Raw genomic sequence first — 12,223 nt, forward strand, 5'->3', positions numbered from 1 at the left:
ACGCAGAAAAGAGAAAACCTCCACAGATTACACAGATTAAGGGGACGGCCCGCGGCGGATATAGCGTCTCTCTTACCCGGCACTCGACACCCGACACTCGGCACCCGATGTCATTTGTGGCATTCTTTGCCGCTCCGAACCCCGAACTCCGAACTCCGAACTCTTTCCCCCTCTTCCCGCCGTGTTCGCCGTGGCTCGCCGTGTTCGCCGTGTGAACTCAGTCGTTGTGGCCGCCACACCCGCTGTGGCCGCCGTGTGACGGCGGGTGCTATTTGATGGCGCCCATGGTCAGACCTCGCACCAGTTGGCGTGAGACGATCAGGCTGAAAATGATTACCGGCAAAACGATCATGGTGCCGGTGGCCATGATCTGGCCCCAGGGCAGCTCGTAGCCGCTCATGAAACTGGTGGCCACCACTGGTGCGGTCTGGGCCCGGCTTCGCGTCAGCACGAGCGCGTACAGCAATTCGTTCCAGGAAAAGATAAAGCTAAAAATGGCGGAGACCGCAATGCCCGGGGCGGCGAGCGGCAACCCTATCCGCCAGAATATCCCAAACGAGCCATAGCCCTCGAGCGTCGCGGCTTCGTCAAGTTCCTTCGGGATGTTGCGAAACTGATCGGAGCAAATCCAGACAAAGATCGGTACGTTGAACGTCAGGTAGATCAGGATCAGCACCAGCGGCGAGTCGAGCAGCTTAAGGTTGCGGGCCAGGATAAAAAACGGCAGCGCCAGCACGATCGGGCTGATCATCCGGTTGGTGATGAACCAGAACCAAAGGTCGCGCTTTGCCTTGAAGTCGAACCTGGCCAATGCGTAGGCCGCCGGCGTGCCCAGCAGCAGCGACAATCCCGTCGTGCACAGCGCGACGATCAGGGAATTTTGCAGGCTGGCCACCACGTCGAATTTGGACACGGCCCGCTGGTAATTCTCCATGGTCGGCGCGAACAGGAATTTCGGGGTCGGGGAAAGCAGATCCTGCTGGTTCTTGAACGATGAGGTCACCATCCAGTAGAACGGGAACAGGCAGAACAGGATCACGCAAATCAGCGCCAGCAGGTGCCCGATCTGAGGCCGTGGCCGGCGTTGCGCCGTGGCGGGATGCGCGATTTCAGGTTGTGGCCGGGGCTGGACGCTGGCGGACTTTTGCGGGGTTGCCATAGGGAAACAAAAACCTGGTTAGATTTCGCGATAGACGAGCCGGATGTAGATTCGTGACAACACGATCGAAATGATCAGCATGACGATGGCCTGGGCCGACGCCGTGCTTTGCTCGAACGCGCGGAACCCGACGCGCTGGACGTAGATGCTCATCAATTCCGTGGCCGAGCCCGGGCCGCCGCGCGTCATGACGAAGATGACGTCAAACATCTTCAGGATGTCGGCCGTTCGCAGGATCAGAATCGCCGTGATCCCGGGCAGCATGAATGGAATCTGCACCCGTTGCAGCACGTGCCACCATTTATCGGTTTCCAACTTGGCGGCTTCCTCAATTTCCAGGGGAACCATCGTCAGGCTCGAGTAGAGCACGAGGGCGCAAAAAGGCGTCCACTGCCAGCAGTCCATGATGGAGACCGAAACGAAGGCGAGGGCTGGGTCAGCCAGCCATTGCACCTTGTGTCCGAACACCAGACTCCAGAAATAATCGATCACGCCGAAATCGTTGTTGAACATCAAACGCCCGATCAAGCCGACCACGGCGAAGGTGGTCGCCATCGGGATGACCAGGCAGACGCGGGCCACGTTCTTAAGCCAGTCGTTGCCCGATTTATGGAGCAGCAAGGCCATAACCGTTCCCAGCACCAGTTGGATCGGCAAATTGATGATCAGGAACAGGAAGGTTCGTCCCAATGCTGCCAGGAATGACTGGTCCGACAGCAGCCCAAGGTAATTCTGGAGCCCGACGAATGGTGCGTCGTAGATCGGCCAGAGGCCGAGCACGGTCCCTTTCAGGTGGACTTTGGTCAGGACAAATTGCTGCAGAGAGGTGCAAAACGCGAAAATCAACGGCAGAATGCCGACGGTGAGCAGCGCGATAACGGCCGGGGCGACGAAAAAGAAGGCGCGCGTCGAATAGGTCTTTTTTTTCATAACGAAATCGCAAAAACTACGGTTGGGCTCCCCGGTTACTTCAGGTTCGGATGCCGGTCATGAACCTCGTCGAACGTTTTGCCGGCCGGTTTGACCGATTCGATGGCGAGCCCCGGTAAAGCCTGCAGCTTTGCCCGAGGCGCAGTCGAACCTTCAACTTCCGCAACGCGAGGCCGTGCCACCCAGAAGATGCCCGGGCCGGCAGCGATCCCTGGTGCCCTGCACCACGTCGCCGGCTTATCTGGATGCGCGGCCTCACGGATTCAATCCATCATTGCGCCAATTTTTTCTTGCCGTCGTAATAGCCGGCTTTGCTCAGGACGTCTTCCATGCGTTTGCCGATCTCCTCACAGCCTCGCCTGATTGGCACGCCGCCGGTCATTATCCTGGTGCCGACCTCAGCGATGATTTCAGAGATCTGAGGCCACTCCGCGAACCGGGGCCGGAATTCCGGGACGCCCTGCTGCCAGGATTCGACCATGGCCGGGATGAACGGATACTTGTTCACCAGGTCCTGATCCTGGTAGGTTGATTGCCGTCCGCTCACCCCGCCTTTTTCCACGTATTCCTTGGCTGTTTCCTTCGAGGTTGCCCACTGGATGAAAAGCCAGGCGGCCGCCTGCTGTTTATCATTTCCCTGGCGGGCGACGGCGAGCGAAAAACCGCCCAGGGCCGGCTTGCGCCCGGCCGGGCCTTTCGGTTCCGGCGCGATGCCGAGTTGATTCACGATTTTCGATGATTTCGGATCGGCCAGGGTGGAGTAAAAGGCTGACCATTCGGTGATCATGGCCACCTGTCCCTGGGCCAGCGCGTTAACGGCCTCGTTGTGGTCGAAATCGACGATCCCCGGCGGCATGTACTTGATTAGGTCCTGGCGGAACTGGAGCCCGGCCTGCGACTCCGGGCTTAAGAGGTTGGACCGGAACTTCGCGTCCAGCAGCGACCCGCCCCACGGCCAGATAAACCGCATAAAGCTGTCGCAGGACTGGGTCTCGCCCCGGCGCGATTGCAGCGCGTACGCGTACTTGCCGTTGCCGGTCAGCTTTGGCGCGTAGGTGTTATACAGATCTTCCCACGTCGCCGGCGGCTGGTCGAACCCGGCGTCTTTCAACATCTGTTTGTTGTAATAAAGCAGCCCGGAATAATTGTCGAAAGGCGGCCCGTACACTTTGCCGTTCCAGGCGCCGAACGCGTTGAGGATCAGCGGGAAAAAATCGTTCAGGTCATAGTTTGGATCGAAGATCGCCGGGTATTTCTGCTTAAGCTCGTCGATCGGCACGATGTAGTCCGAATCCGCAAAGGTGCCGATCCAGACCAGGTCAACCAGGGCGACGGTGAGGTCGCCGTTGGACGAGAAATCGCGCACTTCCTTTTCCAGCGTGTTTTCGTATGGCACGGTGTCGTGCCGCACCTTGATGCCGGTGCGTTTCTCGAAATCGGGCAGCATGGCCGTGATGGCCCGGTAACCTGGACGATCCAGGAAGATGACCGATACCTCGGTCCCGGCGTACGGCTTGGCGGCTTCTTCGAGCGACCAGGCCTGAGCGCCGGCCAGGGACAGCGACAACATCGCGACCCCAAGGATTACCAAACGGACAGGAGGCTTCATAGATTCTTATGTTATGGGACGATTGGTATTAAGGTGAGGTTAGGTTTATGGACGGCCGGCCGGACCGGCCGGCCTGCTGAGGCGGAGCAAGGCGTTTGACAGACAAACAATCGGGGTTTCAAAGCAAAGCTGGTGGTTAAGGCTCACCTCCTTCGGGGGGGCGCCCCCACGGAGCCGCGCACCTTCAACGCGGGTGCGACTTTAACGTGGGCGGGGGCCGCATTCACAAATTGATCCTTGCGGTTGATCAAATCGATCAAGAGTTCGACGGCTTCACGACCGATCTGTGGCGCGGGCTGCGCGACCGTGGTTAAAGGCGGGACCAAAAACTGGCTCATCTGGATATCATCGAAACCGATCAGGGACACGTCCGCCGGCACCCGAAAACTGCGACGGATGAGTTCGCACCAGGCGCCGATCGCGACGATGTCGTTGGTGGCGAAGATTGCCGTTGGGTAGGGCCGCTTGGCAAAAAGCTCGCCGACGCGCGAACCTAACTCCAGGTCCTGCAATCCCTCCAGGATGTGTTCGGGCAGGATGCGGAGCCCCCGGCGCGCCAGCACGTCGTTGAAGCCGGCGAGCCGGTCCGCGACGTTGCGGATGGCCGGTTCACCGCAAAGGATCGCGATCTGGCGGTGGCCTGAACTGACCAGATGCTCAGCGGCAAGCTTCCCGCCAAGGTAGTTGTCGCTGGCGACGGAGGGCGCACCCGTGACCGCCCGATCCAGGAAGACCAAGGGAACGGGTGCCTTGGTTCGTTCCGCCCGATTCTCGCGTTCCTGGTTGTAAACCATCAGGATGCCGTCAACCTGGCGGCTCACGAGCGTGGCAAGATGCGAAAGTTCCCGTTCCGGATCCCGCTCGGAGATGCAGAGCAGCATCTGGTAAGCCCTATCCCAAAGGACATTTTCGATGACTCCGGCCAGCTCGCCGAAATAAGGCGTGTTGATGTTGGGGATGATCAGGCCGATCGAATGCGTCTTTTTCAGCCGCAAACTGCGCGCCCCCAGATTCACCCGGTAGTCCAGGGCGGCGATGGCCCGCTCAACGTTCTGGGCGGTTTCCGGCGCCAGTTGCGCCGTGCGGTTCAGGTAATGAGAGACCGTGCTTGGAGCCACCCCCGCCAGTTTGGCTACGTTGCGGATGGTAGCCTTTATCCCCGGCCCGGTTGAGCTGACCGGCTCGGCACGCTGGATGCGTCGAGTTCCCGCAGGCACTCGGGTGGGCCTCATGCGTCCTCCTTTCTCTCTTCCAAGGGGCCAGGCCATCCCGATCTTCAGACAGGAATCCGCACGCCCGTTGACGGCGTGCCGCTGGTCTCCATGGCCTTCAGAACCCTTTCACCGGTAAACCGGGCGGGAGCACCTGGCAGCATTGTGCCTCTGCCATATCGTCATGCATCCGGCACCCGGACCGGTTTGCCTCAAACGGCCGGGAGTGCTCGGGATGTTCCGGTGGAAATCTGGACGGGCGCCGAAAGGGGTGCCGCCGGAGCTGGGCCGAAATGCGGCCACGGAGGGAATCAGAATGGGGGAAACATTTCTTCATAGACGAAAGGGATCGACGGTCCTAACTGCCGAAGCCACACTGACTTTCGCTGAAGCGCTGCCTGACAGTTTGCATTTTTCCGCAGAAACGGAAATAAAATTTTCGAAGAACTTTGAAACGTTTTCATCTACGGTTCGGTCGATGAAGTTTGCCGTCTTGGTGTCGATGTTCGGCTCGATCGCCTTTAGCGCGCAGGTGTGGAGCGCCGATGAACCGCCAATTGATCCCGCGAGCATGGATCTCACCACCACACCAGGCGTGGACTTTTTCCAGTACGCCAACGGCGGCTGGTTGGCGACCCACGCGATCCCGCCCGAGTACAGCCGCTGGGGATCGTTCATTGAGTTAGGCGAGCGCAACCTCGACGAGCTGAAAAGCATTCTGGAAGCTTGTTCGAACCAGAGAGTACCGGATCACATCCCCGGCGCCGATAACACTGATAATGATAATAACAACGACAGGCAGAAACTCGGTTTGTTCTACGCCAGCGGCATGGACGAAGGACGGATCAACGCCGAAGGCGCCAAGCCGTTGCAGTCGCGGCTGGACCGGATCCGGGATCTGCCGGACCCGGCCGGCCTGGCGGCCATGGTTGGGCAATTGCACCTCGACGGCGCCGATCCTTTGTTTTCGTTTGAAGCATCGATTGATGACAAGGACAGCGGCATGGAAATCGCCACCCTGGTTCAGGGCGGCCTGGGCCTGCCCGATCGCGATTATTATTTAAAGACCGATGACAAAACGGTCCGGCTGCGGTCGGCTTACCGGGATCACCTGATAAAAATGTTCGGCCTGCTCGGCGACGCGGAGGGGGTTGCCGCCCAAGAAGCGGACCAGGTGATTGACCTTGAAACCAAGCTGGCCCAGGCATCCAAGAGCCGGGTGGAACTGCGTGATCCCGAAGACAACTACCACAGGATAACTTACGCGGAGCTCGAACGGCTGGCGCCGGCGTTCGACTGGAAAACCTATTTTCAGACCCTCGGTTTGACGAGCGAGATGGTGGCGCGGATCGACGTCAAGCAACCCGAGTTTTGCCACGCGTTCTCGCAGTTGCTCGCCGCCGTGCCGCTCGATACCTGGAAAGTTTACCTGCGCTGGAATTTAATCCGGGCCACCGCCAGATACCTGTCTGACGCGTTTGCTGCCGAAACCTTTGAATTTTACAGTAAGACGCTGACCGGCGCCAAGGAACCGCCGCCCCGCTGGAAACGCGTGGTCAGGGCGGCCGATGCGGCCCTGGGCCAGCTGCTCGGCCGGCAGTACGTGGAGAAAACGTTTCCGCCAAGCGCCAAGGAGCGGGCCCTGCGCATGGTCCAGGACCTCAAACAAGAACTGCGCGAGCGCTTGCAGGCGCTGACCTGGATGAGCCCGGAAACGAAAAAAGCGGCGGCGGAAAAGCTGGACGCGATGGGAACCAAGATCGGGTATCCGGATAAATGGCGCGACTACAGCGGCCTGGAGCTCAAAGACCAGCCTTACGTGCTCAACGCGCTGGCAGCGGCAGAGTTTGACAGCCGCTGGGAACTTGGCCGGATCGGTAAGCCGGTTGACCCGACGCAATGGAACATGACCCCACCGACGGTCAACGCCTATTACAGTCCGACTCGCAACGAGATCGTTTTTCCCGCCGGAATCCTGCAACCGCCGTTCTTTTACGCCAACGCCGATGACGCGGTTAACTACGGCGGCATCGGGGCCGTGATCGGGCATGAGATGACCCACGGCTTTGACGATCAGGGCAGGCTTTATGATGCCAAAGGCAACCTCCGGAACTGGTGGACTTCGGAGGACAGCCGGCGTTTCAAGGAGCGGGCCGGAAAGATCATCGAACAATTCGACCAGTACGTGCCCATTGATGACGCGCACATCAACGGGAAGCTCACCCAGGGCGAAAACATCGCGGACCTCGGCGGCGTCAAAATCGCCTACGGCGCTTTCCAGAAAGCATTGGAACGGAGTAAGGTCGCCCCGGAGGCCAAAATCGATGATTTTACCGTGGAACAACGGTTTTTTCTCTCTTACGCCCGGGTCTGGCGGATGAAGTACCGGCCGGAGGCGTTGCTTTTGGCGCTGACAACCGACCCGCACAGCCCGCCCAAGTATCGGGTTATCGGGCCGTTGAGCAACCTGCCTGAGTTTGCTCAGGCCTTCGCGGTACCGGCGGACAGCCCTATGGTCCGCCCTGCGGAACAGCGGGTGAACATCTGGTGAGCACGTCGACCCGCAAACCTGGAGCACCGAATCGGGCCCGCCAAAGGACCCGCGACGGCCGCCGTCGCAGGTTTTACGGATCACCGGCACCGGCCGGCCGATGCCCTTGAGGCCCAAGTTCATGCCCGCTCACGCCGATGATCATTTACCCCTGGTAGACGTGCACGTGCACCTGATCGGGAATGGACTCCGGGGTTCGGGCTGCTGGCTCCGGACGCCCTGGTGGCAGGCGCCCTTTCTGCGGATCATGGCCCGGGAGATCGGCCTCACAACCCCTTATGAGGACCCGGGGTTCGACGCCGCGTACGTGGCCCAGTTACGCCGGTGGTTGGGACAGAGCAGCCTGGGAGCGGTCGTGTTGCTTGCCTCGGACCAAACGTACACGGTGCACGGTGAGAAACGAACCGACCTCACCGCGTTGTACGTTCCGAACGAGTACGTGTTCGAGGTATGCAGGTCGGATCACCGTTTTTTGGCCGGGATTTCGATTCACCCGGCCCGCGCGGATGCCCTTGCTGAACTGGAGCGCAACGTGGAGCAGGGGGCCGCGCTCCTCAAGCTCCTGCCCTGCACGCACATGGTCGATCCCAACGACCGTCGCTACATTCGTTTTTGGGAACGGATGGCCGAACTCGGTTTACCGTTGCTGGCGCACACCGGCGGGGAGTTCACCCTGCCTAACCATCGACCCGATCTGCAAACCCCCGCCTGCCTGCAATTGCCGCTCGAGTGCGGCGTTAAGGTCATCGCCGCCCACTGCGGGTCGCGCGCATTACCCTGGGATCACGACTATTTTGGCGTCTTCCGCAGGATGCAGGACCGGTACCCGAACCTTTATGGCGACCTGGCTGCCCTTTCCCAGCCCTCCCATCTCAGCACCCTGGCGCAGCTCCGGAAAGCGCCGACCAGGATTCTGCATGGAACCGATTATCCCGTGGTGACCTCCGTGATCTGGTCCCGGCTGCGCGGGTGGCTTGACCAGGCAACGCTCCGGCGGATCCGGGCCGAGCGAAACCCGTTGGAGCGCAAGATCGAGTTGACCCGTGCGCTGGGCTTTCCGGACCAGGTCTTTCGTGAAGCCTGGTCCGTTCTGCGAGGCGGGCCGCCGGCTGCGACCCGCCCGGAAGCGTCGTTTAGCCCTTTACCGTGAAACGAAGGCGTGCAACCGGGGTCGCACCCCAGGTTGCACCATTTTTACCGGGGGAAAGCTGCCGGCCGGGGATGCACCCTCATCACGTCTAAGACTTGTGCTGGATCAGTTCCACCTCGTAGCCTTCAGGTGCATCGACAAATGCAATCACGCTGCCACTGCCGGTCTTCGTCGGCCCGTCGGAAAGCGGGTAACCTTTGGCGGCGGCTTCCTTGGCGAAGGTTTCGATGTCATCCACTTCAAAGGCCAGGTGCGTCACGTCCGGACCGACCTGTACCGGACCGCTTTCATCGAATTTACAGATTTCGATTTGTTCCTCACTGCCGGGCACCGACAGAAAAACCAGCTGCGAGCCACGCGGCGAAGTGTGCCGGCTCACTTCCTGTAACCCCAGAACATCCTTGTAAAACGAGAGGGTCTTTTCGAGGTCCGTGACTCGGTATCGGGTATGCAAGAGCTTCTTTACCATCCTCCAACTTAGCCGTGCCGGCAGTAACGCAAGGCAGGAATGCCCGGCGGCAGGTGCCGGGTGGAATGCCGGGTGGGGGTAACTGGTAACGCGTAACTCGTGGCGGGTAACGGGTGGCGCTCAGAGCAGCGGGTGCGAACCGGGTTCCGAGTGTTAGGCTCTGGCTTTGAAAGGCAACCGTAGTCTTCCCTGCCGTGGTCGCCGTGTTCCGCCGCGCCCCTCGGGTGCCCGAATGCCACCCGTTACCCGCCACGAGTTACGCGTTACCAGTTACCCCCACCCGGCACCCGGCACGATTGGTCATTGATTACGGCTCAAGGTTTATGTTCACTGCTTCTACCCCACTATGCTTTACATCGGCATCGACAGCGGCACCCAGAGTACTAAATCCATCGTGGTGGATTTAGCTTCCGGACAGATCATTGCTTCGGCGCAACAAACGTATAGCTTCATCCCGGGGCTGCCTCCAGGCCACCTGGAACAGGATCCCCAGATTTGGCTGGACGCCGTCGATGCAACCATTCAAGCCTGCGTGCAACAGGTCGGATCCCGGAAGAATGAGCTGCGCGCCATCGGCGTAAGCGGCCAGCAACACGGCCTGGTCGTTTTAAATGACGCCAACGAGGTGGTCCGTCCTGCCAAGCTCTGGTGTGACACCTCCACCGCCCGGCAATGTGACGAGATCATCGAGGAATTCGGGGGCAGCGCAGCGCTGATCAAGCTGGTCGGCAACACCATGCTGCCAGGGTGGACGGCGCCGAAAATCCTCTGGCTCAAGGAGAACGAGCCGGACAACTACGCGTCGGTCCGAAGCATCTTGCTGCCCCACGACTACATCAATTTCTGGCTTACCGGCGAGAAACGGATGGAATACGGGGACGCTTCCGGCACCGGCCTCATGGACGTGAAATCCCGGCGCTGGTGCGAGCCCGTCCTGGAGTTTATTGATCCGGGATTGCACGACAAGCTGCCTTCGCTCGGTTCTTCCCGCCAGGCGGTCGGGCTTTTGCGCGAGAACCTGCGTAAGCAATGGGGTTTGGACGTTTCACCCGTCATCTCGGCCGGCGGCGGCGACAACATGATGGGCGCGATCGGGACCGGCAACGTGCAGCCCGGGGTGGTCACGGCAAGCTTGGGGACCTCGGGCACGATTTACGCCTATTCAACCGAGCCGATCATCGATCCCGAAGGCGAGGTCGCGGCATTCTGCGACAGCACCGATAAATGGTTGCCGCTGATCTGCACCATGAACGTCACGGTTGCCACCGAGCATGCCCGCAAGCTGTTTGGCTGGGACGTGCAAACCCTCAATCACCAGACCGAAGCGATTCCGGCCGGCGCCGCCGGGTTGCTGTTCCTGCCGTACCTTACGGGCGAACGCACGCCTAATCTGCCCAACGGCTCCGGCGTTTTTCATGGCCTGACTCCGACCAACATGACCCCCGCCCATTTCGGCCGCGCGGCCATGGAAGGCGCCACGCTCGGCCTGGCTTATGGCCTTAACCGTTGCCGGTCCCTGGGCATCAGACCCGCTGAGATTCGGCTCACCGGCGGCGGCAGCAAAAGCCGGGTCTGGCGGCAAATTTGTGCCGATGTGTTCCGGGTGCCGGTGGTCTGCCTCACCACGGCCGAAGGTGCCGCGCTCGGCGCTGCGCTCCATGGCGCCTGGATCGACCAGTTGATCAACCGCAAGTCCGGAAACCTTGCTGAGCTTTTGAGCCCGGTCGTGAAACCTGACGAGAACTCCCGTGCCCTCCCGAACCCCGCGACCGCAGATCAGTACCAGGAGGTCTACGCGCGCTTCAAAGGCCTTACGCAACGGTTGGCCAGCGGCGGCTACCTGTGATGAACGAAGCCGTGTGCCATGAAACTTGTCATCGGCAGCACCGGTGCGAGCGGGGCGGTTTACCTGCAGCGCTTACTCGAGCAGCTTGATTCGACTCAGCACGAGATTCATCTCATCCTCAGCCCGTTCGCCCGCCAGGTCATCCGTGATGAACTCGGCGAACTGCGCCTCCCGGCAGGGGTGCATGAACACAACGATCGGAGCATGAACGTGCCGTTTGCGAGCGGCTCAACGCTGTTTGATGCCATGATGATCGTGCCTTGCTCGATGGGTACGCTCGGCCGGATCGCGGCCGGCATCAGTGACAGCCTGATCACCCGGGCGGCCGACGTTTTTCTCAAGGAACGGCGCAAACTGATCCTCGTACCGCGTGAGACCCCCTGGAACCTCGTGCACGCGCGGAACTGTTGCAGTCTGCTCGAGGCCGGCGCGGTCGTGCTCCCGGCCATGCCGTCATTCTACGGTAAGCCGTGCAGCGTCACGGAACTGGTCGACACGGTCGTGCACCGGCTGTTGGATCAACTCGGGCTTCCGGTTTCCACCGCTTACCGCTGGTATGAAAGCCCGGAACCTTAAATTCTTGTTGCAACCGCCAGGGCAAGTGGTAAAGGAAACGCCCGTCTGCAAAAACGGGCGGGAAAAAGTAAGTTTTCCGTTGACGAAAACAGGGACGAAAGTACTGTAACTGCCTTCCCGAAACGGGAAGGCGCCCGCCGAAAACGGGCGGTTTGTTAGCGGTATACGGGACTTCAAATTGGCTCAATTTTGTCCCGGCTCCTTAAAGAGGCGGCGCAAGTCGCGGAAGGAGGAGCCGGCCGACCAAGTTGGGCTTTTTTTAGTGGCCCGGGCCCGGTCGCCAGAGTGCGGGCGGGCAGGTTATTTGATAGCGTGGTCCTGGGCGTTTGAATGCCCGGGATGGTGGATATTGCGAATCAACAAAGACGCAAACTTTTTTAAGCCAGAAGCCAGAACTGCGTGGTGCGTTGCGTGCCGATTCCTTTTTTAAGGGAATGGCTCGCACGTCGATGCCAACGCGGGAAGTGGCGGAGATCAAAAAAGGGAAGTTTGTAGAAGTTCAAGAGTTTTCTTTTGCGATGGGTCTCGTGCCCGCCCGGCATTTAGCCGGGCCGGAAGCCGGGGCCCGATTTGAAAGAGCAGATTAAACGGAGAGTTTGATTCTGGCTCAGAACGAACGCTGGCGGCGTGGATAAGACATGCAAGTCGGACGGGGCCGGCCTGGGCGCAAGCCCGGGGCGGCTCGAGTGGCGAACGGGTGCGTAACACGTGACTTTCAACCT

The 12,223-nt window shown here is 60.2% G+C and carries 11 protein-coding genes and 1 rRNA gene; 6 read left to right on the forward strand and 6 right to left on the reverse strand.

The genetic code is table 11. The features are described from left to right. Positions 1–268 precede the first annotated feature (268 nt). The 5 genes from JO015_09380 to JO015_09400 all read right to left on the reverse strand — a co-directional run bounded on the left by JO015_09380 (position 269) and on the right by JO015_09400 (position 4,930). Entirely contained in the window at positions 269–1,159 is an 891-nt protein-coding gene (locus JO015_09380; protein MBV9999311.1) for a carbohydrate ABC transporter permease, read from the reverse strand. An 18-nt stretch (positions 1,160–1,177) separates the two neighbouring features. Then, complete coding sequence (locus JO015_09385; GenBank protein ID MBV9999312.1) at positions 1,178–2,089, reverse strand: sugar ABC transporter permease; 912 nt, start codon at positions 2,087–2,089, stop codon at positions 1,178–1,180. Positions 2,090–2,124: 35 nt separating this feature from the next. Further along, positions 2,125–2,271, reverse strand: a complete 147-nt coding sequence (locus tag JO015_09390) for a hypothetical protein (GenBank protein MBV9999313.1) — start codon at positions 2,269–2,271, stop codon at positions 2,125–2,127. Positions 2,272–2,360: 89 nt separating this feature from the next. Further along, positions 2,361–3,659 (reverse strand): sugar ABC transporter substrate-binding protein, encoded by a 1,299-nt coding sequence (locus tag JO015_09395; protein MBV9999314.1) that lies wholly within the window; start codon positions 3,657–3,659, stop codon positions 2,361–2,363. A 182-nt stretch (positions 3,660–3,841) separates the two neighbouring features. Beyond that, a complete protein-coding gene (locus JO015_09400; GenBank protein MBV9999315.1) occupies positions 3,842–4,930 on the reverse strand; it encodes a LacI family DNA-binding transcriptional regulator in 1,089 nt (362 codons plus the stop codon). A gap of 457 nt (positions 4,931–5,387) precedes the next feature. Between JO015_09400 and JO015_09405 the strand changes: the two genes are divergently transcribed. Beyond that, positions 5,388–7,460 carry a M13 family metallopeptidase gene (locus tag JO015_09405; GenBank protein ID MBV9999316.1) on the forward strand — a complete coding sequence of 691 codons (2,073 nt, stop codon included), beginning with the start codon at positions 5,388–5,390 and terminating at the stop codon, positions 7,458–7,460. A gap of 121 nt (positions 7,461–7,581) precedes the next feature. Beyond that, entirely contained in the window at positions 7,582–8,610 is a 1,029-nt protein-coding gene (locus JO015_09410) for an amidohydrolase family protein (GenBank protein ID MBV9999317.1), read from the forward strand. A gap of 88 nt (positions 8,611–8,698) precedes the next feature. Here JO015_09410 and JO015_09415 read toward each other — a convergent pair whose 3' ends face one another. After that, on the reverse strand, positions 8,699–9,079 hold the full coding sequence (locus JO015_09415) for a VOC family protein (protein MBV9999318.1): 381 nt from the start codon (positions 9,077–9,079) through the stop codon (positions 8,699–8,701). A gap of 346 nt (positions 9,080–9,425) precedes the next feature. Here JO015_09415 and xylB point away from each other — a divergent pair, with 346 nt between their 5' ends. The 4 genes from xylB to JO015_09435 all read left to right on the forward strand — a co-directional run. Next, positions 9,426–10,925, forward strand: coding sequence for a xylulokinase (xylB, locus tag JO015_09420; protein ID MBV9999319.1), 1,500 nt, complete (start codon positions 9,426–9,428; stop codon positions 10,923–10,925). An 18-nt stretch (positions 10,926–10,943) separates the two neighbouring features. Next, positions 10,944–11,501: a UbiX family flavin prenyltransferase gene (locus JO015_09425; GenBank protein ID MBV9999320.1), complete on the forward strand. Its 558-nt coding sequence runs from the start codon at positions 10,944–10,946 to the stop codon at positions 11,499–11,501. Positions 11,502–11,827: 326 nt separating this feature from the next. Then, a complete protein-coding gene (locus JO015_09430; GenBank protein MBV9999321.1) occupies positions 11,828–12,088 on the forward strand; it encodes a hypothetical protein in 261 nt (86 codons plus the stop codon). Continuing rightward, positions 12,086–12,223, forward strand: a 16S ribosomal RNA gene (locus JO015_09435); the annotation flags it as partial. The genes JO015_09430 and JO015_09435, both read left to right, overlap by 3 nt.

The organism is Verrucomicrobiota bacterium (genome assembly GCA_019247695.1).
In the GTDB taxonomy this organism is placed as follows: Bacteria; Verrucomicrobiota; Verrucomicrobiia; order Chthoniobacterales; family JAFAMB01; genus JAFBAP01.

What these genes read in the sequence shown, in the direction of transcription:
- JO015_09380 (MBV9999311.1), bottom strand. Translation starts at nt 1,159, where the DNA reads ATGGCAACCCCGCAAAAGTCCGCCAGCGTCCAGCCCCGGCCACAACCT.
- JO015_09385 (MBV9999312.1), bottom strand. Translation starts at nt 2,089, where the DNA reads ATGAAAAAAAAGACCTATTCGACGCGCGCCTTCTTTTTCGTCGCCCCG.
- JO015_09395 (MBV9999314.1), bottom strand. Translation starts at nt 3,659, where the DNA reads ATGTTGTCGCTGTCCCTGGCCGGCGCTCAGGCCTGGTCGCTCGAAGAA.
- JO015_09400 (MBV9999315.1), bottom strand. Translation starts at nt 4,930, where the DNA reads ATGAGGCCCACCCGAGTGCCTGCGGGAACTCGACGCATCCAGCGTGCC.
- JO015_09405 (MBV9999316.1), top strand. Translation starts at nt 5,388, where the DNA reads ATGAAGTTTGCCGTCTTGGTGTCGATGTTCGGCTCGATCGCCTTTAGC.
- JO015_09410 (MBV9999317.1), top strand. Translation starts at nt 7,582, where the DNA reads ATGCCCGCTCACGCCGATGATCATTTACCCCTGGTAGACGTGCACGTG.
- JO015_09415 (MBV9999318.1), bottom strand. Translation starts at nt 9,079, where the DNA reads ATGGTAAAGAAGCTCTTGCATACCCGATACCGAGTCACGGACCTCGAA.
- xylB (MBV9999319.1), top strand. Translation starts at nt 9,426, where the DNA reads ATGCTTTACATCGGCATCGACAGCGGCACCCAGAGTACTAAATCCATC.
- JO015_09425 (MBV9999320.1), top strand. Translation starts at nt 10,944, where the DNA reads ATGAAACTTGTCATCGGCAGCACCGGTGCGAGCGGGGCGGTTTACCTG.